21 protein-coding genes and 1 tRNA gene are annotated in these 21,650 nt (G+C 59.0%); 14 read left to right on the top strand and 8 right to left on the bottom strand.

The window, feature by feature from the left end:
• Positions 1 to 4: 4 nt before the first annotated feature.
• Genes ACFSM5_RS03350 through ACFSM5_RS03340 form a run of 3 tightly spaced genes read right to left on the bottom strand, consistent with a single transcriptional unit; the run spans position 5 to position 2,868 of the window.
• Complete coding sequence (locus tag ACFSM5_RS03350) at positions 5 to 1,306, bottom strand: TRAP transporter large permease (protein WP_379874822.1); 1,302 nt, start codon at positions 1,304 to 1,306, stop codon at positions 5 to 7.
• On the bottom strand, positions 1,303 to 1,821 hold the full coding sequence (locus tag ACFSM5_RS03345; RefSeq protein ID WP_379874821.1) for a TRAP transporter small permease: 519 nt from the start codon (positions 1,819 to 1,821) through the stop codon (positions 1,303 to 1,305). Before ACFSM5_RS03345 ends, ACFSM5_RS03350 begins: the two co-directional genes overlap by 4 nt.
• Positions 1,822 to 1,881: 60 nt before the next feature.
• Positions 1,882 to 2,868, bottom strand: a complete 987-nt coding sequence (locus ACFSM5_RS03340; protein ID WP_379874820.1) for a sialic acid TRAP transporter substrate-binding protein SiaP — start codon at positions 2,866 to 2,868, stop codon at positions 1,882 to 1,884.
• Positions 2,869 to 3,009: 141 nt separating this feature from the next.
• On the opposite strand from ACFSM5_RS03340, the gene ACFSM5_RS03335 reads away from it, so the two are divergent.
• The 13 genes from ACFSM5_RS03335 to ACFSM5_RS03275 all read left to right on the top strand — a co-directional run bounded on the left by ACFSM5_RS03335 (position 3,010) and on the right by ACFSM5_RS03275 (position 18,380).
• Entirely contained in the window at positions 3,010 to 4,410 is a 1,401-nt protein-coding gene (locus ACFSM5_RS03335; protein WP_379874819.1) for a GntR family transcriptional regulator, read from the top strand.
• A gap of 106 nt (positions 4,411 to 4,516) precedes the next feature.
• Positions 4,517 to 5,362 (top strand): shikimate dehydrogenase family protein, encoded by an 846-nt coding sequence (locus tag ACFSM5_RS03330; protein ID WP_379874818.1) that lies wholly within the window; start codon positions 4,517 to 4,519, stop codon positions 5,360 to 5,362.
• Positions 5,359 to 7,248, top strand: coding sequence for a bifunctional sugar phosphate isomerase/epimerase/4-hydroxyphenylpyruvate dioxygenase family protein (locus tag ACFSM5_RS03325; RefSeq protein WP_379874817.1), 1,890 nt, complete (start codon positions 5,359 to 5,361; stop codon positions 7,246 to 7,248). Before ACFSM5_RS03330 ends, ACFSM5_RS03325 begins: the two co-directional genes overlap by 4 nt.
• A 171-nt stretch (positions 7,249 to 7,419) precedes the next feature.
• Complete coding sequence (locus ACFSM5_RS03320; RefSeq protein ID WP_379874816.1) at positions 7,420 to 8,289, top strand: STAS domain-containing protein; 870 nt, start codon at positions 7,420 to 7,422, stop codon at positions 8,287 to 8,289.
• A 15-nt stretch (positions 8,290 to 8,304) separates the two neighbouring features.
• The gene (locus tag ACFSM5_RS03315; protein ID WP_379874815.1) at positions 8,305 to 8,694 is read left to right on the top strand and encodes an STAS domain-containing protein; all 390 of its coding nucleotides are present in this window, start codon (positions 8,305 to 8,307) and stop codon (positions 8,692 to 8,694) included.
• Positions 8,678 to 9,079, top strand: coding sequence for an anti-sigma regulatory factor (locus tag ACFSM5_RS03310; RefSeq protein ID WP_379874814.1), 402 nt, complete (start codon positions 8,678 to 8,680; stop codon positions 9,077 to 9,079). The genes ACFSM5_RS03315 and ACFSM5_RS03310 overlap by 17 nt, the downstream gene beginning before the upstream one ends.
• Positions 9,080 to 9,089: 10 nt before the next feature.
• Positions 9,090 to 10,094 carry an ATP-binding protein gene (locus ACFSM5_RS03305; RefSeq protein ID WP_379874813.1) on the top strand — a complete coding sequence of 335 codons (1,005 nt, stop codon included), beginning with the start codon at positions 9,090 to 9,092 and terminating at the stop codon, positions 10,092 to 10,094.
• On the top strand, positions 10,091 to 11,854 hold the full coding sequence (locus tag ACFSM5_RS03300; RefSeq protein ID WP_379874812.1) for an ATP-binding response regulator: 1,764 nt from the start codon (positions 10,091 to 10,093) through the stop codon (positions 11,852 to 11,854). The genes ACFSM5_RS03305 and ACFSM5_RS03300 overlap by 4 nt, the downstream gene beginning before the upstream one ends.
• Entirely contained in the window at positions 11,851 to 14,283 is a 2,433-nt protein-coding gene (locus ACFSM5_RS03295) for a response regulator (RefSeq protein WP_379874811.1), read from the top strand. The genes ACFSM5_RS03300 and ACFSM5_RS03295 overlap by 4 nt, the downstream gene beginning before the upstream one ends.
• A gap of 300 nt (positions 14,284 to 14,583) precedes the next feature.
• Positions 14,584 to 15,891: an NAD(P)/FAD-dependent oxidoreductase gene (locus ACFSM5_RS03290; protein WP_379874810.1), complete on the top strand. Its 1,308-nt coding sequence runs from the start codon at positions 14,584 to 14,586 to the stop codon at positions 15,889 to 15,891.
• A gap of 1 nt (position 15,892) precedes the next feature.
• Positions 15,893 to 16,663, top strand: a complete 771-nt coding sequence (locus tag ACFSM5_RS03285) for a DUF1365 domain-containing protein (protein WP_379874809.1) — start codon at positions 15,893 to 15,895, stop codon at positions 16,661 to 16,663.
• Positions 16,660 to 17,886: a class I SAM-dependent methyltransferase gene (locus ACFSM5_RS03280; protein WP_379874808.1), complete on the top strand. Its 1,227-nt coding sequence runs from the start codon at positions 16,660 to 16,662 to the stop codon at positions 17,884 to 17,886. Before ACFSM5_RS03285 ends, ACFSM5_RS03280 begins: the two co-directional genes overlap by 4 nt.
• Positions 17,883 to 18,380 carry a DUF3833 domain-containing protein gene (locus ACFSM5_RS03275; RefSeq protein ID WP_379874807.1) on the top strand — a complete coding sequence of 166 codons (498 nt, stop codon included), beginning with the start codon at positions 17,883 to 17,885 and terminating at the stop codon, positions 18,378 to 18,380. Before ACFSM5_RS03280 ends, ACFSM5_RS03275 begins: the two co-directional genes overlap by 4 nt.
• Here ACFSM5_RS03275 and ACFSM5_RS03270 read toward each other — a convergent pair.
• The 5 genes from ACFSM5_RS03270 to ACFSM5_RS03250 all read right to left on the bottom strand — a co-directional run bounded on the left by ACFSM5_RS03270 (position 18,340) and on the right by ACFSM5_RS03250 (position 21,195).
• A complete protein-coding gene (locus ACFSM5_RS03270; RefSeq protein ID WP_379874806.1) occupies positions 18,340 to 18,756 on the bottom strand; it encodes a nuclear transport factor 2 family protein in 417 nt (138 codons plus the stop codon). The genes ACFSM5_RS03275 and ACFSM5_RS03270 overlap by 41 nt on opposite strands.
• A complete protein-coding gene (locus ACFSM5_RS03265; protein WP_379874805.1) occupies positions 18,750 to 19,484 on the bottom strand; it encodes an SDR family NAD(P)-dependent oxidoreductase in 735 nt (244 codons plus the stop codon). Before ACFSM5_RS03265 ends, ACFSM5_RS03270 begins: the two co-directional genes overlap by 7 nt.
• Positions 19,485 to 19,490: 6 nt before the next feature.
• Positions 19,491 to 20,138 (bottom strand): ChrR family anti-sigma-E factor, encoded by a 648-nt coding sequence (locus ACFSM5_RS03260; RefSeq protein ID WP_379874804.1) that lies wholly within the window; start codon positions 20,136 to 20,138, stop codon positions 19,491 to 19,493.
• Positions 20,138 to 20,791 carry a sigma-70 family RNA polymerase sigma factor gene (locus ACFSM5_RS03255; RefSeq protein ID WP_379874803.1) on the bottom strand — a complete coding sequence of 218 codons (654 nt, stop codon included), beginning with the start codon at positions 20,789 to 20,791 and terminating at the stop codon, positions 20,138 to 20,140. The genes ACFSM5_RS03260 and ACFSM5_RS03255 overlap by 1 nt, the downstream gene beginning before the upstream one ends.
• A 328-nt stretch (positions 20,792 to 21,119) precedes the next feature.
• Positions 21,120 to 21,195: transfer RNA gene (locus tag ACFSM5_RS03250), tRNA-Ala, on the bottom strand.
• 150 nt (positions 21,196 to 21,345) lie between these two features.
• Here ACFSM5_RS03250 and ACFSM5_RS03245 point away from each other — a divergent pair.
• Positions 21,346 to 21,642, top strand: coding sequence for a YggT family protein (locus tag ACFSM5_RS03245; RefSeq protein WP_379874802.1), 297 nt, complete (start codon positions 21,346 to 21,348; stop codon positions 21,640 to 21,642).
• Positions 21,643 to 21,650: the final 8 nt, after the last annotated feature.

Raw genomic sequence — 21,650 nt, 5'->3', positions numbered from 1 at the left:
TACATTACCCCTCATACCCGGCAAGACGTGGCAGCCAGAGGACGATTTCCGGCACAAAGGTCATGGCGATCAGGGCCACCAGCATCGCCAGCAGGAACGGCATGCACTCCTTCACGATCTCCTTCAGCGGCTCGCCCGTGATGTTGGTCATGATGAAGAGCAGCAGGCCGTAGGGCGGCGTGATCAGGCCGATCATGATGTTCACCACCACGACGACACCGAAATGCACCATGTCGATCCCCAGCGCCTGGGCGGTCGGGATGAAGACCGGCACCACGATCAGCAGGATGGTGGTGCCCTCCAGCACACAGCCCAGCACCAGCAGGATCAGATTGACCAGGATCAGGAAGCCAATGGGCGACAGGTCCCAGCCCGCCAGGAACACCCGCAGCGTGTCGGGGATATTCTCGACTGTGATGACGTAATTGAAGACCAGGGCACCCGCGATCAGCATCCCGATGGAGGCGGTCGATTTGGCGCTGACCAGCATCGACTTATAGAAATCGCGGAAACCAACGCTGCGATAGAGCAGGACGGAGATAAGCAAGGCATAGGCCGCCGCCACCGCTGCCGCTTCGGTCGGGGTGGTGATGCCGCCATAGATGCCGCCCAGCAGCACCACCGGCATCATTAGGGCCGGGAAGGCCCGCCAGGTGATGCCCGGCAGATCGCGTAAAGGAACCGCTTCTTCGACAGGCCAGTTCCGCGCCTTGGCCCGCCAGCTGATGATCCCCATCTGCGCCAGCCCCATCAACAGACCGGGAACGACGCCGCCCAGGAACAGGTAGCCGATGGAGGCATCGGACACGAGGGCGTAGATCACCATCGGGATAGAGGGCGGAATGATCGGACCGATGACGGCGGTCACTGCGGTCAGGGCCGCCGCAAACGGCCCCGGATAGCGACCGCCGTCGGTCATCATCTTCTGCATCATCTTGCCGGTACCGGCAGCATCGGCGATGGCCGAGCCGGACATGCCCGCGAAGATGATACTCTGCAGCACATTCACATGGGCAAGACCGCCCCGGAAACGGCCGACGATGGCGTTACAGAACGCCAGCAGACGTTCAGTCATACTGCCGAGGTTCATCAGCTCCGCCGCCAGAATGAACAGCGGTACCGCCAGCAGGATATAGCTGGTGTAGAGCCCATTCAGCAGCTGTTCGGCCGCCGTCCCCATATCGAGTCCGGCGAGCAACAGATAAAGGATCGAACCGCCGATCATCGAATGGCCGATGGGCAGACCCAGCAGGCTCAGGCCGGTGATAGTGAAGAGGCAGAGGGAAAAGGGACTGGTGAGATTCATATGCCGGATCCTGCCTTGGTCGGATCGAACGCATCGATCCCGCTGCGCCGGATGGCATTCCAGCCAATAAAGATCTGGCGGATGATGGTCGCGACGGCGAAGAGGACGTAGATCGAGAAGAGGAAGTCGAAGCGGATGCCGAGATAGTCGGACCTCTGCACCTTCATGAAGGTCACATAGTCGACAACGGCGGGCAGCGAGATCGTGTAAAGCACGATCAACGACAGAGAGGTCAGCATCACCACCACCCGGCGAGTACGTCGCCCGAGCGATCCATAGATCAGATCGAAGCGGATCTCCTCTTCATCCCGGACAACGAAGACCGCCCCCCAAAGGACGAGCCACAGCCAGCAGACGATGGTGAGTTCAGAGGTCCAGCCAATTGGAAAATCGGTCAGATACCGCAGGATAATCTGGGCGAGAAAAGCGAAGAACATGGTCGCCATAAGGGCGACAGACACGTCCTCCGCCCGCTTGTGCAACCAGCTGCACAGCGAGGCAGTTTCAAACGCCATAGGAAGTTCCGATCCAGAAAATCGCGAGGGGGTGTCGCGCGTGGCGACACCCCCAGCAGATTACATGCCGTTGATCTTGTCGACCATTCCGGCGGGCCAGCTCTTGGCGAGGTTCGAGGTCAGATACTGCTGCTGCGCATATTTGCGGAAGGCGGCCTGATCGGGCTCGTAGACCTTGAGGCCCTTGCCCTTGAAGAAGTCGGCCAGTTCCTTTTCGCGCTTCACATGCTGCTCGTTGCTCCAATCAATGACCTTATCGGCGGACGCCTGGAAAGCCTTCTGATCGGCGGGCGACATGGCGTCCCATACCTTGTTGGAGATGACCAGCACATCGAAGCCGACGAGATGCGAGGTCAGGACCACCTGCGACATCACTTCATAGAACTTCATGTTCTCGACATTCGGCAGCGGATTATCCTGCCCGTCGATGGCTCCGGTCTGCAGGCCGGTATAAACCTCGGCATAGGCCATGGGGATCGGGTTGGCGCCGATGGATTTGCCCAGGAACTGCCATGCTTCACCCGCGGGCATGCGGAGCTTGACACCCGACAGATCGGCCGGGGTCTTGATATCCTTATTCGACTTCAGGCCCACATGGCGGGCACCGAAATAGGTCGTCCCGAGGACACGGATGCCCAGCTTATCGGAAGCAAGCTTCTTGAGCTGATCGCCGACCTCGCTGTTCATCACCTTCTTCAGGTGATCGACGTCGCGGAAGAGGTAGGCCGAGGTCACGATGGACCATTCGGGGATCTGGTTGGCGATATCCTGCGGGGCGATATTGCCCATCTCCAGGTTATTGCGCTGCATGGCCACCAGCTCGGTGCCCTGCTTGAAGAGATTGCCGCCGTAATAGGGCTGGAACGCGAACTTGTCCTTGATCTCTTCGGCGAACTTCTTCGTCATCTCCGCACGGATATCCTGCTCGGAGAAAACGGCGGAGAAACGCAGCTGCGGTTTCGACTGGGCCAGAACGGCGGTCGAAGAACCAAGCGCGAGAACGGCAGTCAAGGCGAGTAACGAGCGACGAAACGGAACAAAAGTCATGGTTGTATCCTCCCAGTGGATCCCTGCGTTGAGGGGGCGATTTTTGGCAAACTATTGCCCCGGCGCCCCTATCGGGCAATAGGCAATTTCTCTTTTATCCGATATTTTTGACTTTATCGGATGCATGAACGGAACAGAATTTTGGCTGAAGCGGCGCAGAAACGGCAGAAAACCAAGGCGGTCGATATCGAAAGTTCGTCAACCGAACTTCCGCTGACGATCGCCCAGAAGGGGTTTCAGCAGATCCGTGGCGATATCATTTTCGGCCGCCTGAAGCCCGGACAGCGTCTGAAGCTGGACCAGATGACCGGAACCTATGGCGCCAGCGTCAGCACCTTGCGCGAAATCCTGTCCCGCCTGTCGTCCGAAGGCTTTGTGATCGCCGAAGGCCAGAAAGGTTTCGAAGTAGCGCCAGTTTCTCCTGCCGGATTCCGCGAGGTTGCCTCCCTGCGCCGCCTGCTGGAAAGTTTTGCGCTGGAGGCATCCTTCGCCGCCGCCGACCTGGAATGGGAAGGCGCCGTGGTGTCTGCCCACCATAAGCTAGCCCAGATGGAACGCCGGATGCTGGCCGGCGACCGGGACGATACCGAGCTTTGGAAACGTTATGATCGCGAGTTCCATCAGGCCCTGATTTCGGCCTGCGGCTCCCAGGCCCTGCTGGAAACCTACGGCACGATCTATGACCATTACCTGCGTTATCAGATGGTGGCCGTGGTCTTCCGGGGGGCAGATGCGGCGAGCGAACATCAGGCCCTGCTGGAATGCGCCCTCGCCCGCGATGCCAATAAAGCTATCGCCATCATCGCCGCCCATATCCAGCATTGCGTCGACCATACGGTCGGCCAGGGCCTGCTGGGCGAGGATCGCCCGCTGGCCCTGCCGCCACTCGATCCGGAGACTGTTGGCGATAGCGCCTATCGCCGCATCCGCAGCGACATTCTGTTCGGCCGTCTAGCACCGGGGCAGAAGCTGAAGCTGGAGCGCATGAAAGCCGATTACGGCATCGGCGTCAGCACTTTGCGCGAAATCCTGAACCGCCTCGCTTCCGAGCAGCTGGTCAGCGCGGAGGGGCAAAAAGGCTTCGAGGTTTTCCCGGTTTCCGCCGCCAACCTCAAGGAAATCGCGGCCCTGCGGCAACTTCTGGAGTGTTATGCGCTGGAGCTGTCCTTCGCCATCGGCGACATTGAGTGGGAAGGCCGGGTGGTGGCTGCCCACCACAAGCTCGCCCGCATGGAGGCGAAGATGGCCGCGGGCGATCCCACCGCCGTCGAGCCTTGGAAACGCTACGATTGGCAGTTCCATCAGGCCCTGATCTCGGCCTGCGGATCGCGCATCCTGATCGAGACCCATGCCGCGATCTTCGACAAATATCTGCGCTATCAGGTGATCGCCCTCTCCTATCGCGGCGGGATTGCCGACAAGGAGCATAAGGCCCTGCTCGACTGCGCCCTGGATCGGGATGCGACCACCGCCACCAAGGTTCTGAAAGCCCATGTGGCAGGCGGTGTCACCCACGCTTTGGCTCAAAAAAAGATCCGGTGATATCGTCTGGTATAATCAAAAATATCTGATGAAAATTGATATAGCGGTTGAACACCGAAGGCTTTGAGTGCAAATCTCCCTTCATCCAAGGGAGGGGAAAGCGCTCATGTCGGTTGTACGGCTGGGGCTAATCGGCGGAAATATCGCCGCATCCAAATCACCAATGCTGCATCGGACCGCCGGATCGATGTGCGGGCTGACCATCACCTATGAGCTTCTGATCCCCGCCGAGCGTGGTCAGAGTTTCGATCAAGTGTTCGACAGCTGCCGCGACGAGGGCTTTCGCGGGGTCAATGTGACCTATCCCTTCAAGGAGCAGGCCGTCGGCCGCGTCACCCTGGACAATCCCGATGTCGAGGCCGTGGGCGCCTGCAACACAGTGATTTTCGAAGCCCCCACACCGCGCGGCTTCAATACCGATAACTCCGGTTTCGTCGCGGCTTTCCGCGAGAATTTCGGCATCGCCAAGCCGGGCCATGTGGCGATGGCCGGGGCGGGCGGCGTCGGCAAGGCCACGGCCTCGGCCCTGGGGCGGCTGGGCGCCCGAAGCCTCGCGATCTATGACAGTGACGCCGCACGGGCTCAGGCCCTGGCGGATCGGGTACGTAGCCACTTCCCCTCGATGATGCTGATCCTCGCCGGATCGGTGGAAGAGGCGATGGACGGCGCCGACGGGCTGGTCAATTGCACCCCGCTGGGCATGGAAGGCGTGCCGGGGTCGGCTTTCCCGGACGGGAAGCTGCGCCAGGGCGTCTGGGCTTTCGATGCCGTCTATACCCCTGTCGAAACGCTGTTTGTCCAGGCCGCGCGTCGCGCAGGCCTGCATGTGATGACCGGCTACGAGCTATTCCTGCACCAGGGGATTGACGCCTTCCGCATCTTCACCGGTCAGGACATCGACAGCGGCGCGTTGCGGCGTGCCTTGAAGACACAGCAGGAGGCGGCCCTATGAAAACCTCGATTGCGACCGTTTCGATCAGCGGCGACCTGCAGGAGAAGATCGCCGCTATCGCTGCCGCCGGCTATGCCGGGGTCGAGATCTTCGAGCAGGATTTCCTGACCTTCGACGGCAGCCCGCAGGATATCGGCCGCATGGCGCGGGACCACGGACTGGAAATCACCGTCTTCCAGCCGTTCCGCGATTTCGAAGGCATGCCGGATAGCCATCGGGCGCGCACCTTCGACCGGGCCGAGCGCAAGTTCGACCTGATGCAGCAGCTTGGCACCGACCTGATGCTGATCTGCTCCAGCATCTCGCCGCTGGCTTTGGGTGGGATCGACCGGGCGGCGGCGGACTTCAACGAATTGGGCGAGCGGGCGGCAAAGCGTGGCCTGCGGGTCGGGTACGAAGCGCTGGCCTGGGGCCGCTTCGTCAACGATCACCGTGACGCCTGGGAAATCGTGCGCCGGGCCGATCATCCGAACATCGGCCTGATCCTAGACAGTTTCCACACCCTGTCGCGCAAGATCTCGCCGCAGTCGATCCGCGCCATTCCAGGCGACCGCATCTTTTTGGTCCAGCTGGCCGACGCGCCGCTGATCGAGATGGATCTGCTGCAATGGAGCCGCCATCTGCGCATGATGCCGGGCCAGGGCGATCTGCCGGTCACCGACTTTATGCGCGCCGTGGTCGCCACCGGCTATGACGGCCCCTGGTCGCTGGAGATCTTCAACGACCAGTTCCGGGGTGGATCGCCGAAGTCGATAGCCGTCGACGGCTATCGCTCCCTGCTGTTCCTGGGCGAGCAGGTGAAGGAAGAGGAACCGGCCCTGCCCGTCCCCATGCCCCCTCTGCCGCCGCGCACCGAGGTCGAGGGGGTCGAGTTCGTCGAATTCGCGACCAGCGAGAAAGAGGCAAAGGACCTTGTGGCGCTGGTTGAGGCGCTTGGTTTCCAGCGAGCCGGACGACATCGCACAAAGGATGTCACCCTCTATCGTCAGGGCGGCATCAATCTGCTGATCAATACAGCGCGCGACGGCTTCGCCCATTCCTCCTTCGCGCTGCACGGCACCTCGGCCTATGCCATCGCCCTCAAGGTGACGGATGCCGCAGCAACGGTAGAACGGGCGCGCCTGTTGGGCGCCATGCCGTTCGAGCAGCCGTCGAACCCCGGCGAGGCCAAGCTGCCCGCCATTCGGGGCGTGGGCGGTGGGATCATCTATCTGCTCGATGCCTCTGCCGACCTTGGCGCGATCTGGGAGAAGGATTTTGCCCTGGAAGCCACCGCTGTCACGGGCGCTGGGCTTGGACGGATCGACCATATTGCCCAGACGATGAACTATGAGGAGATGCTGACCTGGATCCTCTTCTACCGCTCGCTGGTCAAGGCGCAGAAGACCCCGATGGTCGATATCGTCGATCCGGCCGGGCTGATCCGCAGCCAGGTGATCGAAAGCCCCGATGGCGCCCTGCGCCTGACACTCAATGGGGCGGAGAACCGGAACACATTGGCTGGGCATTTCATTTCGGAATCCTTCGGATCGAGCATCCAGCACGTCGCCTTTTCGACAGACGATATCTTCGCGACGGCCACTGCTTTGAAGACTGCCGGTTTTAAGCCGCTCACCGTGTCCGCAAACTATTACGCCGACCTGGACGCCCGTTATCAGCTGGGCGACGCGCTTATCGCGCGCATGCAGGGTCTGGGCATTCTTTACGACCGCGATGATGCAGGGGAATTTTTCCACCTCTACAGCCAGACTTTCGGGGAAGGTTTCTTCTTCGAGATCTGCGAGCGTCGGTCAGGCTATCGTGGCTACGGAGCGCCAAACGCCCCCTTCCGGATCGCCGCCCAAAAGCGCCAGATGCATCTGAAGGAAGGGCTCAATCTCCTTTAGAAAATTGCAGTAAATCAAAAAAAACGCCTAACCCATGCCATCGGTTCCATCGAATAGCCGGAAAATATTTTATTTTTTTTGAAAGCGATTTTTTGACGAAGTCTTTGTAGTCAAAAGAGAAATTTGAGGTTTAGCTACACGACCCTTTTTTGCGCGCCGGGATGCATTTTCATGTCTAGCGAAAATCGATTGAATCTGACTGCGATGGTCAGCGACCACGAACAGGATATCCTGACCGAATGGCTGAAGCTTCTGACGGCCGACGGCATGCTGCAGTCCGGGCGCCTTAAGGAAGTTGAACTTCGAACCGAATGTCGTGATCTGCTGACTGCCTTCAAAGGCATCTTCAGCAGCGATCCCGCCACCAAGAATAACAGCGACCGCACCGCCCGCGATAAGCTGAGCGAGATTTCCCGGTCCCGTGCGATCCAGGGCTTTTCGCCGACCGAGACCGCAACCTTCGTCTTCTCGCTGAAACAGGCTTTGTTCGAAGTGCTGAACAAGGTGACGAACGGCGACGTCGACACCCACGATATCTGGCAGATCAGTCTGATTATCGACAGCCTTGGCCTGCATACGATGCAGACCTATCAGCATACGCGTGAGGAAGTGATTGTCCGCCAGCAGCAGGAAATCGCCGAACTCTCGACCCCTGTGGTCAAACTGTGGGACGGCATCCTGGCCCTGCCGTTGATCGGCACGCTCGACAGCCAGCGCACCCAGGTCGTGATGGAAAACCTGCTGCAATCCATTGTTGATGAAAGCGCAGAGATCGCGATCCTCGATATCACGGGCGTTCCGACCGTCGATACGCTGACCGCCCAGCATCTGCTCAAAGCCATTGCCGCCGCCCGCCTGATGGGAGCCGATTGCATCATCTCCGGCATTCGTCCACAGATCGCCCAGACGATGGTGCATCTGGGGGTGGAGCTGAATGTTGTCTCCAAGGCGACGCTGGCCGATGCATTCGCCGTTGCCCTTCAGCGCACCAACAAGTTCGTCGCGGTTCGCAAGACCCAGGCGGCGGCGGATCGCGCTTAAGGCTGGAGCCCTGTTATGGACCGGATACCCATTCTCAAACTGGGCAGCGCCCTGCTGGTCACCATCCAGGTCGATATGCACGATCAGTTGGCGATGGCCCTGGAAGAGGATCTGACAAAAAAGATCGTCGATACGGGCGCAAGCGGCGTGCTGATCGACATCTCCTCCCTGGAGATCGTCGATAGTTTCATCGGCCGCATGCTCGACAATATCGCCGCGGTCTCCCGCATGCTCGATGCCGAAACGGTCGTCGTTGGCATGCGCCCGGCGGTCGCCATCACCCTTGTCGAACTGGGACTGTCTTTGAACGGCGTACGTACTGCGTTGAATGTCGATCGCGGCATGGCCTTGATCCAGCGCCCGGATCTACGAAAAGAAGTCGCAGTTGATGACGACGACGCATGACGCCAGCGAGATAAGAACCTCCGAAGACGTCGTTCGTATCCGGCAGGCCGTGCGCAGCGCAGCGGTTGCATCCGGTTTCAACCTCGTCGATCAAACGAAAATCATCACCGCCGCCAGTGAGCTTGCCCGCAACACGCTCGAATATGGGGGCGGTGGCCGGATGTTGCTGGAGACCCAACAGCTCAACGGCCGCACCTGCGTTCGCCTCACCTTCGAGGATGAGGGGCCCGGCATCGCCAATATCGAACAGGCCCTGAAAGACGGCTTCACTTCCGGTCGTGGGCTAGGCCTGGGGCTGGGCGGCGCCAAAAGACTCTCCAACGAATTCTCGATTGAATCTGAACCCGGCAAAGGGACGCGTGTCATGATCGCCCGCTGGAAATGAGGAGAGCGCCGTGATCCTGTTCACCATCAGCGACGCGAGCCAGGTCTCCGAAGTACGCCGCGGTGCTGTTGCGATAGCAACACGGGCAGGATTCGACGAGGAGGACAGCGGCCGGGTGGCGCTGGTCGCGACGGAACTTGCCACCAACATCTCCCGCCATGCTCAACGCGGGGAAATTCTGGTCGGCCTGTTCAGCGATGCCTCGGGCGATGGGGTTGAACTGATCGCCATCGACCAGGGGCCAGGCATCCGCAACATCGGCAACGCCATGGAGGATGGGTTTTCGACGGCTGGCAGTTCCGGCCATGGGCTTGGCGCCATCAAACGTTTGTCCGATGATTTTTCAGTCCTCTCGATTGTTCAAATCGGCACCGCTGTCTCGACACGGCTACGGGCCCGCCACTCGGGCACCGGCAATCCCCGCGCCCCCTGGGCCGGGATCGATGCGCCCAAACCCGGCGAGGAAAGCTGCGGCGATAGCTGGGCTGCTTTTGCCGATGCCAATCGTCAGGACCGCACCGACATTATCATGGTGGCGGACGGGCTGGGACACGGCCCCGAAGCTGCAATCGCCTCGACCGAAGCAGCCCGGCTGTTCTCGGCCAACCTGGGGGCCTCTCCGACCGAGATTCTCGAAATCATCCATGATGGTATCCGCCATACGCGCGGAGCCGCCGTCTCCATCGCCCGGTTCGACTACGAGCGCAGGGTGGTTGTTTTCGCGGGGATCGGTAATGTGGCCGGTGTGTTGCTATCGGGCGGTCAGGCAAAGCGCATGGTCTGCCACAATGGGACGGTCGGGCTGAACGCGCGGCGGATACAGGCCTTTGAATATCCCTTTATCGGCACGCCGACCGTCGTGCTGCATTCCGACGGTCTTAGCAATAGTTGGGTCGTCGACCGATATCCAGGCTTGCTGACCGCACCACCGACCATGATCGCCGCCACTCTTTTCCGCGACAACAAGCGGGATCGCGACGATATGACAATTGTCGTCGGGAGTGGTGCACCGTGAACTGGCCAATCCTGACAACGCCAATCACGACCGAGAGCGATGTCGTGGCGGTTCGGCACTATACCCACCGGATTGCCGAGCTTATCGGGTGTGATGTTCTGGGACAGACCCGGATCGCCACCGCCGTCTCAGAGATTGCCCGCAACGCCTTTGGCTATGGCAGCGGCGGAAAGGCGGAATTTTATCTGACGCCGGATAAATCCAGCTTCATCTTCATGATAAAGATTACCGACCATGGACCCGGTATCGCCGATCTCGAGGCGATTCTGGGCGGGCGTTATCGCTCGCCGACCGGCATGGGTCTCGGCATCCCCGGCGCCAGACGATTAGCGGACCGATTCGTGATCGCCAGCAAGCCTGGAGAGACAATTGTCGAACTGGGCAAGACGCTGCCCGCCTCCCCCGCCTTCACCCGCGAGAAGCTGGAAGAGGTGGTGAAGGCGCTGACCCGCGAACGTCGCGACGATCCGCTGGCCCTCCTGCGCGACCAGAACCGCGAACTGCTGCTGAGCCTCCAGGAATTGCGCTCGAAACAGGATGAGATGGCGCATCTCAACGACGAGTTGGAAGACACCAACCGAGGCGTGGTCGCCCTTTATGCCGAACTGGATGAGCGGGCCGAACAGCTGCGTCAGGCCAGCGAGATCAAATCCCGCTTCCTCTCCCACATGAGTCACGAGTTCCGCACGCCACTCAATTCCATCCTGGCCCTGTCCCGCATGCTGCTGGATCAAACCGACGGCACACTGGAGCCCGAGCAGACACGGCAGGTCGGCTATATCCGCAAATCAGCCGAAAGTCTGACCGACCTTGTGAATGACCTGCTGGATCTGGCGAAGGTGGAAGCAGGCAAGTTGGACGTGCGGCCGGTCGGCTTCACCGTCACCGAACTGTTCGGGGGCCTGCGCGGTGCTTTGAAGCCCTTGCAGACGCGCGAACAGGTGGAGCTTGTTTTCATCAGTACCCCCGGACTGCCGACGCTCTATACCGACGAAGGCAAGCTGGCGCAGATCCTGCGCAATTTCATCTCCAATGCCCTCAAATACACCGAGAAAGGCGAGGTGCGGGTTTCCGCGACCCTGCTGTCCGACAATCGGATCGAATTTGCCGTACAGGATACTGGCATCGGAATCGCCCCCGACGATATCCACCGTGTGTTCGAAGAATTCACCCAGGTCCCCAATGCCTTGCAGCAGGGCGTCAAGGGAACCGGCCTCGGTCTACCATTGGCCCGCAAGCTGGCCAAGCTGCTGTTCGGCGATGTTTCGGTGGAAAGCACCCTCGGCGCCGGATCGATTTTCCGCCTGGTCATCCCCGCTCGCCTGGAAACACAGCGCCTAGCGGAAGATGGCAGATCCAACTCTTCGACCCCTCAGCAAGCCACCTGCAGCCTGTTGATCGTCGATGACGATGAAACTTTCCGCTATGTGCTGCGTCAAATGCTTATGGGTAGCGGTGATCGCTTCGAAATCATTGAGGCAGTCGATGGCGTGGAGGGTTTGAAAAAGGTGCAGGCAGTGAGTCCCGACGTCATATTGCTGGATCTGCAGATGCCGAACATGAATGGGTTCGACTTCTACGAGGCCTTCAAAAAAACCCCTGGCACCTCCGGTATCCCCGTCATCGTTTCGACATCTCTTGCGGTTACTTCTGCCGTTCGCGCGCGGCTGGAAGGGATCGAGGCGATCCTCCCCAAGGAAAACCTGACGGCCGAAACCCTTCTTGCCGCTATTGGCGCAGCCCGGACAGGAAGCCGATGACATCTGATATGCCGACGATCCTGAATGTCGATGACACCGAGGCAATCCGCTACGCCAAGACACATTCGCTGCGCAGGGCCGGGTATCACGTCACCGAGGCGGTAACGGGTTTCGAGGCGCTGGAGAGCATCCGGCAGTCCCAGCCCACATTGGTTCTGCTCGACGTCAATCTGCCGGACATCAACGGCTTCGAAGTCTGCCGCAGGATCAAACAGGATTATCCCGACGTCCTGATCTTGCAGATTTCCGCCTCCTTCGTGACCGGCAGCGACCGGGTGCGCGGCCTGGAAGGCGGCGCCGATTCCTATCTGACCCAACCGGTGGAACCGGCCGAACTGCTGGCGTCAGTCAAGGCACTCCTACGCATCCGCGAGGCCGAAACCGCTCTGCGTCTCTCGGAAGGTCAGTTGCAGGCCATCATGGCCAGCGCGACCGAATATGCGATCATGACCCTGGATGAAGCTGGCGTCATTATCGGTTGGAGCGGCGGTGCGGCTGAAATCTTCGGCTGGCGCGAAGAAGAGGCCATCGGCCTGACGCTGGATAGGCTCTATACCGATGCCGATGTCGCAGCGGGCGTATCGACTGTCGAGCTGGACACCGCTCAACGCGAAAACCAGGTGGAAGCCAGCCGCTGGATGAAGCGCCGCGACGGCAGCCTCCTGTGGGCGAATGGCGCCACCATGCGCCTTCAGGGGGGCAAGAGCGGCGGTTTCATCAAAATCCTGCGGGACCGCACCGAACAGCGCCAGGCCGAGGAGGCGCTCCAGTATAGCCATGGTTCGCTGGAACGCCGGGTCGACGAGCGCACCCGCGAGTTGGAACAGGCAAACGCCCTCCTCAAAGCCGAGATTGAGGAGCGCGAACGCACCGAGCAGAAGCTGCGCCAGTCGCAGAAGATGGAAACCATCGGTCAGCTAACTGGCGGTGTGGCCCATGACTTCAACAATCTGCTGACCATTATACTTGGTAATCTCGCGAGCCTGCGCCGCCAGGTGGAAAGCGGCCGCAGCGACACGACGGCGATGTTCTCTGCCATTGAAAACGCGTCGCGCGGGGCCGACCGGGCCGCCGCCCTGACCCACAGCCTGCTGGCCTTCGCGCGCAAGCAGCCCCTCCATCCCCAGCCCACTCGCACCAACGATATCGTCGAAGAAATATCCTCCCTGCTTGGGCGCACGCTTGGGGAACATATTAAACTCAACATCAGCCTTGCAGCCGACGTTCAGCCCATCAACATCGATGCCAACCAGCTTGAAGCAGCTCTGCTCAACCTCGCGGTAAACGGTCGCGATGCCATGCCGGACAGCGGCACTCTGACCATCAAGACTGAGAATTGCTCGATTCCGAAGCCCGGCGATCCGGCCCTGCCCGCAGGCGATTACGTTCGGATCTGCGTCAGCGATACCGGTATCGGCATGAGCCAGCAGATTGCGGAACGCGCGTTCGATCCCTTCTTCACGACCAAGGATGTCGGCCAAGGAACTGGTCTCGGGCTCAGTCAGGTCTATGGATTTGTCCGGCAGTCCGGCGGCTATATCCGCCTGCAGACCAAACCCGGCGAAGGAGCTTCCGTCGAGATTTTCCTGCCACCTTTCCAGGGTGAAATGCCCGAGACCGCGCCTGTAGTTAAACCTCCGGTCGACATTGCCCGCGGCAGTCGGGAAGAAGTGGTTCTCGTGGTAGAGGACGAACCGGACGTCCGGGCCTACTCAACCGATCTGCTGAAAGACCTCGGCTATGGGGTGCTGGAGGCGGAGAACGGCGCCGAGGCCCTTGGCGTACTGGAAACTCACCCCGAGGTCTGCCTGTTGTTCACCGACGTCGGCCTGCCGGGCGGCATGAACGGTCGCGCTCTCTCGGATTTGGCGCGGTTACGATACCCCAACCTTCGGGTGCTGTTCACCTCGGGCTATGCAGCGGAAACCTTCGTGCATGACGGCAAACTCGATCAAGGCGTCGATCTACTGAACAAGCCCTTTACCAGCGAGACTTTGGCTAAACATATCCGCGACCTGCTGTCCCGTCCCGCTAATACACCTGTTCCTTCGCAAACAGAGCCTCGCCGGGTTCTCTTGATCGAGGATGAGGTGATGATCCGTATGCTGACCAGCGAGATGCTATCCCAACTGGGCTACAGCGTCTCCGAAGCCGGTAGCGCCGCCGAAGCACGCGCCCTCATCGCAGCGGCATCCGCACCTTTTTCGCTTATCGTCACCGACATCGGGCTGCCGGACGAGAAAGGTGATCTCTTGGCCCGGGAAATCCGCGCGCGCTATCCCGAAATGCCGATTATCCTGGCCAGCGGCTATAATCCCCATCATCTGATCGAGACATGGGGCGCCGACCCCCATCTGGTCGTCCTGGAAAAACCCTACGACAGCCAACAGGTGGCAAGATCCTTGAGAAAGGTCGGGGTTGCCGCTTGAGCATTGGTCTCTTGAATAGACCTGCTCGGTAATCTCACGCCCCCGAACGCTTGCACTCGTCACTTAAGTTCGCTTTGTCTCATTTCAGGTGTCCAGCCGTCCAGAAATCCAGCGGCTATTTAATAAACCGCCCATTTTGCGAATAGCGACGGCGCCGTGCTTCAGATCACGTCCGTTCGACCAAAGCACCGAACCGGATCCGGGCGCATGGCATCTCCATGGCCAAAATGATGGCTTCCCGGTGGTGATCCGATCTTGAGCGCGGCACGTAGAAACGCGGTGCAATAGACGAGACGGATCATGAAAGATTACACTCGCCCTCTTTCCCGCCGCGTTGCTGTCATCGGTTCCGGTGCAGCAGGTCTGGCTGCTGCCTGGTCGATGCGCGATCAGCATGAGGTGACGCTCTTCGAGAAGGCGGACTATCTCGGGGGCCACGCGAATACGGTTGAGGTGGCAGCCGCCGACGGCACATCAATCGCCGTTGATACCGGTTTTATCGTCTACAACGACCTCAACTATCCCAATCTTGTGAAGCTATTTGCAGAACTCGGCGTCGCGACACAACCGACAGAAATGTCCTTCGGCGTTTCGATAGGCAACGGCAAGTTCGAATATGCGGGGGGAAAACTGACGGGCTTATTCGGTCAGCCCGTAAATTTATTCCGCCCACGCTTCTGGTCGATGGTCGCAGATATCCTGCGCTTCTATCGAGAGGCCCCTTCGCTTCTAGTGTCCACGGACAATATCAGCCTTGGCGACTATCTGAAGGAAAAAGCCTACGGACGCGCTTTCGTGCAGGATCATTTGTTGCCGATGGCCGCCGCCATCTGGTCGGCACCAGCCAAGACGATGCTTTCATTCCCCGCCAAAAGTTTTATCCGTTTCTGCGTCAATCATGGGCTGCTCCAACTTAAGGGGCGCCCACAATGGCGTACCGTCATTGGTGGCAGCCGGGAATATGTCAAACGTATAGCGGGGGGAATAAACGGCAGGGTTCATCTGAATGCCGGAGTGCGGTCCCTGCGTCGGCGCGATGATCGGGTGATCCTGGAGACCGGCAAGGGCGATACCCATGAATTTGATGATGTTGTGCTGGCTTGTCACGCGAACGAGGCCCTGACGTTGCTAGCGGACGCAACACCCGAGGAAAAAAATTTCCTTTCTGCGTTCAAATATCAGCCGAATCTGGCGGTGCTGCATTCTGATCCGCACTTGATGCCACGGCGAGAAAAAATCTGGTCGGCCTGGAACTACCTCGGGACAGGTGGTGGTCAGGACGAACAGCAACTATGCGTCACCTATTGGATGAACCGCCTCCAGAGCCTTTCGGACAAACTGCCCCTCTTCGTGACCCTTAATCCGATTATCCAGCCAAATCCGGCACTGGTCCATCGGACCTTCACTTATGACCATCCCATCTTTGATACCTCAGCGATGGCCGCTCAAAGGCAACTGCAACATCTGCAGGGTGTGAGGCGAACCTGGTTCTGTGGCTCCTATACGGGTTATGGATTCCACGAGGATGCCGTGACCTCCGGTCTCGCTGTTGCAACCCAATTGAGGGGCAGGACCAGCACAAGCGCGATAGCGCCAGAGGCGGTCTAACGTGGCGGTTTCCTGCCTCTATCGTGGTCAGGTGATGCACCATCGGCTGGATCCGATCGGGCACCGTTTCAACTACAACGTGATGTCGATGCTAATCGACCTCGATGAAATTTGCCAATTGGGCCTGCGTCTCTTTTCTCATAACAAGTTTAATCTGTTTTCTATACAGGACCGAGACTTGGGAGATGGTGCGGACCCGCGCAGTTGGATAGAGGGATTGCTCTCAAACCACGGAATAGCGGCGGATGGTCCTGTTCGGATTCATTTGTTTCCTCGGTTGCTCGGCCGCGGTTTTACGCCTCTCACGACATGGTTCTGCCATGACGCTGACGAGCGTCTCAGCGCAATCCTTTACCAGGTCCATAACACCTTCGGGGAACGTCATTCTTATCTCGTCCCCGCCATGCATACCGCGAGCAGGACGGTGATGCATAAGGCCGACAAACACTTCCACGTTTCCCCTCTTATTGCACCAGAGGGAGTCTATCGTTTTACCCTCCGGCCGCCGGGCGAGAGCTTTGCCCAGACGATCCGGCTGACCGCCAGCAGTGGCCAGCCCACAATGATCGCCAGTTATGTCGGGAGGCGGATCGAGCTAAGCGATGCCGCCCTCGCTGGCTGTGCCGCAGCATATCCTCTTCTGCCACTCAAGATTTGGGGCGGCATCCACCTCGAAGCTCTGCGTCTTTGGCTGAAAGGCGCTCCGTTTTTTCGTAAGCCTCCGCCGCCTGCTGATGCTGTTTCCTACTGTCCGCAAGGGGAATCTCAATGACTACGCTGACGTCCATCTGGCCGCTTCTTCTTGGGCCTGGTGCGCTGCTCGACCGGCTCATTCCCCATTTCATCGGTCCTCATCTCGAAATAGGGAACCTAACCATCATCATGCCCTCGGGCGAGAGCCGGTTTTTGAGCGGCAAACACCATGGCCCCCAGGCGACATTGGTCATCCACAGGGCTCGGGCTTTACGCCGGCTGGCGCTTGAGGGAGCCGTCGGCTTCGGTGACGCCTATCTCGATGGCGACTGGGACAGTCCGGACCTGACAGCCTTGCTAGAATTAGGGGATCGAAATGCGACCGGCCTAGGGGGCCATATGATCGCCCGACTACTGGGGCGCGTATGGCATCGTTTGAACGATAACACCCGCCGCGGCAGCCGCCGAAACATTGAAGCTCACTATGATTTGGGCAACGCCTTCTATTCCCGTTGGCTGGATCCGGGAATGACCTATTCGGCGGCCCTTTTTGAATCGGAAGCGGATAGTCTCGAGGGTGCCCAGATCCGCAAGTATCGTGCATTGGCGGACGATATTGGTTTGGCGCCCGGTATGAGAGTCCTGGAAATCGGTTGCGGCTGGGGCGGTTTTGCAGAGATTGCGGCCCGAGATTATGGCGCCCACGTCGTCGGCCTCACGCTCTCACGCGAGCAGCATGATTGGGCAACCAAGCGTATGGCTGCTCAAGGTCTGTCAGATAACGTAGAGATCAGGCTGCAGGATTATCGGGATGTCGAGGGCCAGTTCGACCGGATCGTATCCATCGAGATGATCGAAGCGGTCGGTGAACGCTGGTGGCCGCGCTTCTTCGCAACGCTGCGCGATCGCCTCTTGCCGGGCGGCAAGATCGGTCTGCAAGCCATTACAATTGCCGATGACCGATTCGAATCCTATCGCGCCGGTTGCGATTTCATTCAGCGACGCGTGTTTCCAGGCGGCATGTTGCCCAGTCTGGAAGCGATCCGAAGTCAAGCTAGGCAAGCGGGGCTAAAGTCCGACACTCGACGCAGCTTCGGAAAAGACTATGACCGAACGCTGCAGATCTGGGGAAAGGCCTTCGGTGAGGCGTGGCCTTCACTAAGACCGCTAGGGTTTGATCAACGCTTTCAGCGGCTGTGGAATTTTTACATCGCCTACTGCCGGGCCGGTTTCCGATCTGGAGCCATTGATGTCAGTCATTTTGTGCTGGAACCGGTACTTTCGGAAGGGGAGGTGGCATGATGAAGGTCACCGACTTCGCCAACCATCAACCGACTTTTTTGCCCGAGGAATTCTTCAAGGGCGGAACAAAAGCCTGGGGTATTTTCGAAGACCGATTCGGCCGCGTGCGGCGACAGTTCAGTGTTGATATCACAGGCACCTGGGACGGTTATTGCCTGACCCTCGATGAAAGCTTTCTCTACGACGACAGCCAGACCGACACTCGTATCTGGCGGATTCGGAAGAATCTGGACGGCACTTACGCAGGCGAAGCTGATGACGTTGTCGGGGTTGCCGAAGGTGTGGCGACCGGCAATGCGTTCAACTGGTCCTATGTCATGGACCTAAAGATCGGCAACGGAACGTTGCGGGTCGCCTTTGACGACTGGATGTTTCTGCAGCGCGACGGCGTCGTCATCAATCGTGCCCGTGTACGCAAATGGGGAATCGAATTGGGCCAGGTGACTTTGTTCTTTACGAAGACGGAAGCGACAAACGCTTTTTCACCAACTTGATGACGCTGCCGAGCAGCGGAACCCGGCCATAGACCTGCTCGCCAGAATCCCAGTGATCACGATGGGATACCACTTGCCCATTGGCGGCGAAGGAAACCTCGCTCATCCCATTAATGGAAGTTGCATTCCCTGACCACCTGCAGGTGAACTCCCAGCGCAGATAGCCTGCCTTCTCCCCCATGGCCCGATCGATCACGACAAAACGGGGGGTATCGAGAGCCGCAAACATATGCTGGAGCATGGCCTCCATCCGCTCTACGCCGACCAAATCGTTAAAAGGATCAACAAAGCGGACGTCAGAGGTGCAGAGTGCGCGGACGCGGGAAATCCTATCCGGGGTAAGGTTTTGCCAAAAATCGGCCCAGGCATTCAGCATCCGGTGACCTTCCGCATCAGGGGGAAATAAAGTCGGTCGGGCAGGAGGCGCAGGCAGCGCATTGCGAAAGCAAATCGCGCCGGAAAAGCGATCTCGAAACCGCTTTTGGCTAGCCCTTTCAGGATATGCTGGGCTGCTTTTTCGGCCGTTATCAGATCGGGCATTGGGAAGCTGTTTTCCTGGGTCAGCGGCGTATCCACAAAACCTGGGCTGACCAATCGCACATCCACACCCGTATCGGCGAGATCCAGACGCAGCGCTTCGGCAAGCGCAATGACTGCTGCCTTGCTCGCACAATAACCCGCCGCGGTCGGTAGTCCCCGGTAACCAGCAACGGACCCCACCAGCACGAGTTGGCCGGTACCGCGCTCCAGCATCGGTGGAAGCAGAGCCTCCACGCAATTAACGATGCCCATAAGGTTGGTGTCGATCAGGTTTCTGACGCTCTGCGCATCGAAGTTGGACGCAGGGGTCGGGCGGTGAGTGCCAGCACATAGGATCGCGATATCGATTAAGCCGATCTCTGCAACGGCCTGCCTTACGGCATCGCGATCCGTCACATCCAATGACAAAGCCCGAACATTGGCATGGCGCGCCGCCAATTCGGCCAGCGGTTCCAACCGACGACCACTTACGATAACGCGACTCGTCGAAGTTGCGATCCGTTCAGCAACAGCCAGCCCTATCCCCGAACCAGCCCCAGTGATCCAGACGTTCGGCCCATTCATAATTGGCTAGAGCTTGATAAAGGGCGAAATCATTCGCCCAACGAAGCCTGTCAACCGCAAGGGCGCATCCGTTACCGCCAGACAGATGCAAACGCCATCGGGATCTGCCACCGGATGATGGATCGTCGCACTATCGGCTATGGCCACGTCGCCTCGACCGAAATGGGTTTCCCCATCGCTGAAGCCCCCTTGCAAAACCAAGGTCAACTCGGTGCCACCATGACCATGGTCAGGCACCGCGATGCCAGGGGCGATTCGATACAGCCTTGCGCGGGCGCGACCACTGTTCATCACGAGGGAATGTTCCAATCCCGGGGCAAGCCGCTTCCAACGCACCGAAGAGAGATCACCTCCGATGTAAGATTGAAGCACCCGGGGCAAGCTGCCCGCAGCTTCGGAGTGAAACCGAGCAGGTCTCGCCTCTGTTTCTTCCGAAAGACGGTCGAGCATTCGCTCCAACGCATCTTCCTTCATGGTCTCGGGAGGAAGATCTTCCAGCACGGCCCCACCGACGGCCTCAATGGCATGCAAAGTTTTTCGACACTCGCCACAAAAAGTGAGATGGCTCGCCACCAGCAGCGAGGTCGCCTCGTCAAGCGAGCCCGCGCCATAGGCGAGCAAAATGTCATCGGATGGGTGCATGGACGCGCTCATCACATTTTATCCTGAAAAACAGCTCTGATAGATTTCATTGCAAGCCGCAGTCTTGATTTGACGGTACCAAGCGGGATGCCCAGACGGGCGGCGATCTCAGACTGCGGTTGATCCTCGAAGAAGGAAAGATTGACCACGATACTCTGCTGAGGTGGGAGCCGGTCGATGGCTTGTCTAACCCGTTCAGAAGTTTGCCGAAGAGCAACGGCATCATCTGCAGCGACATCGCCATTCGGTGCTAAGATGGGGTCATCAGGATCGAATTCGGGGTGTCTTTCCTGACGAAGCAAGTCGACCCTGAGATTGCGGGCGATGGTGAAGATCCACGTCCCGACATTTGATTTCATTGGATCGAAACCCGCAGCGCGCTGCCAGACACGCAGCATAGCTTCCTGAGCCAAATCCTCGGCCTGCGCTTCGCCACAGCCCAGTTTGCGCATGAAGGATTTCAGCCGGGGCGCGTAATAACCATAAAGCGCGATAAAAGCATCGCGGTTGCGATCCCGCGAAACACGAATCATCAAAAGCGTCAGATCAGTTCTTTCCTGAGCCGACGAGCGCTGCTCCAAGATCCATTTCCTCTTTTGCCGCACTGGCGACGGCGATATCGCAATCGCGCCATCCTGTGCAACTTCGGTTTGGAAATCTAGCATCGACCATCTCTTAGCAGCTGCCACAAACGGTCTCTTAATGACCATCGGCGTTTTTACGGAGATGGGGGGGCGTCGGATCACAGGTTTTTCGGCTCTTTTGCAGAGCGTAACCGACGATGCTGAGAGAACCGTTACGAGGAGATCTCAGCGAGATCGTCATTTGCCTTTTAAGCAACCTTCTCATCAGTAAGCCGAACATTACCGAGCTTCCTGCCTTTAAGCGCATTATCACCCGGCAGGGCCTAACTGGCTTCCAACACATTCTCCGCTGTCTGCTTACAGGCAAAAATAAAGGCCCAGCGATCTCTCGCTAAGCCTTTGAAATCTTTGGTGGAGCTGATGAGATTCGAACTCACGACCTCTGCAGTGCGATTGCAGCGCTCTCCCAACTGAGCTACAGCCCCGTTCCGGGCGCGGACTATGAAGAAGGGTCGGAGATCTGTCAAGAACACCGGAATAGCTGTGCCCGTCCCCTTGCAGCCCAGCCTGCGCATCGCTAGCTTCCTTGGAGGTAGGCGGGACAAAACCCGTCGCTGACAACTGGAGATGGGTGCATGTACGGCAGTGTTCTTGGCTGGCTGATCGATACGGTCCTGGGCCTCTATTGGTGGCTGTTGATCATTTATGCCGTCATGAGCTGGCTTAATGCCTTTGGCGTCATCAACAACTCCAATCGTTTCGTCTATACCGTCGGCGATTTTCTGAGCCGACTTATCGAACCAGCCCTGCGCCCGATCCGCCGCATTGTTCCCGCCTTCAACGGCGTCGATCTGTCCTTCCTGGTGCTGATCATCGGCATTCAGTTCCTGCGCATGGTACTGGCCAGATACGTCTATCCCTTCCTGCCTTAAGCTCTGGC

This window comes from Lacibacterium aquatile, from assembly GCF_042683105.1.
Lineage (GTDB): Bacteria > Pseudomonadota > Alphaproteobacteria > Elsterales > Elsteraceae > Lacibacterium > Lacibacterium aquatile.
This window is presented reverse-complemented; position numbering and strand designations above follow the sequence as displayed.

What these genes read in the sequence shown, in the direction of transcription:
- ACFSM5_RS03295 (WP_379874811.1), top strand. Translation starts at nt 11,851, where the DNA reads ATGACATCTGATATGCCGACGATCCTGAATGTCGATGACACCGAGGCA.
- ACFSM5_RS03330 (WP_379874818.1), top strand. Translation starts at nt 4,517, where the DNA reads ATGTCGGTTGTACGGCTGGGGCTAATCGGCGGAAATATCGCCGCATCC.
- ACFSM5_RS03350 (WP_379874822.1), bottom strand. Translation starts at nt 1,306, where the DNA reads ATGAATCTCACCAGTCCCTTTTCCCTCTGCCTCTTCACTATCACCGGC.
- ACFSM5_RS03245 (WP_379874802.1), top strand. Translation starts at nt 21,346, where the DNA reads ATGTACGGCAGTGTTCTTGGCTGGCTGATCGATACGGTCCTGGGCCTC.
- ACFSM5_RS03345 (WP_379874821.1), bottom strand. Translation starts at nt 1,821, where the DNA reads ATGGCGTTTGAAACTGCCTCGCTGTGCAGCTGGTTGCACAAGCGGGCG.
- ACFSM5_RS03255 (WP_379874803.1), bottom strand. Translation starts at nt 20,791, where the DNA reads ATGCTAGATTTCCAAACCGAAGTTGCACAGGATGGCGCGATTGCGATA.
- ACFSM5_RS03340 (WP_379874820.1), bottom strand. Translation starts at nt 2,868, where the DNA reads ATGACTTTTGTTCCGTTTCGTCGCTCGTTACTCGCCTTGACTGCCGTT.
- ACFSM5_RS03315 (WP_379874815.1), top strand. Translation starts at nt 8,305, where the DNA reads ATGGACCGGATACCCATTCTCAAACTGGGCAGCGCCCTGCTGGTCACC.
- ACFSM5_RS03260 (WP_379874804.1), bottom strand. Translation starts at nt 20,138, where the DNA reads ATGAGCGCGTCCATGCACCCATCCGATGACATTTTGCTCGCCTATGGC.
- ACFSM5_RS03270 (WP_379874806.1), bottom strand. Translation starts at nt 18,756, where the DNA reads ATGCTGAATGCCTGGGCCGATTTTTGGCAAAACCTTACCCCGGATAGG.
- ACFSM5_RS03320 (WP_379874816.1), top strand. Translation starts at nt 7,420, where the DNA reads ATGTCTAGCGAAAATCGATTGAATCTGACTGCGATGGTCAGCGACCAC.
- ACFSM5_RS03265 (WP_379874805.1), bottom strand. Translation starts at nt 19,484, where the DNA reads ATGAATGGGCCGAACGTCTGGATCACTGGGGCTGGTTCGGGGATAGGG.
- ACFSM5_RS03275 (WP_379874807.1), top strand. Translation starts at nt 17,883, where the DNA reads ATGATGAAGGTCACCGACTTCGCCAACCATCAACCGACTTTTTTGCCC.
- ACFSM5_RS03290 (WP_379874810.1), top strand. Translation starts at nt 14,584, where the DNA reads ATGAAAGATTACACTCGCCCTCTTTCCCGCCGCGTTGCTGTCATCGGT.
- ACFSM5_RS03310 (WP_379874814.1), top strand. Translation starts at nt 8,678, where the DNA reads ATGACGACGACGCATGACGCCAGCGAGATAAGAACCTCCGAAGACGTC.
- ACFSM5_RS03280 (WP_379874808.1), top strand. Translation starts at nt 16,660, where the DNA reads ATGACTACGCTGACGTCCATCTGGCCGCTTCTTCTTGGGCCTGGTGCG.
- ACFSM5_RS03325 (WP_379874817.1), top strand. Translation starts at nt 5,359, where the DNA reads ATGAAAACCTCGATTGCGACCGTTTCGATCAGCGGCGACCTGCAGGAG.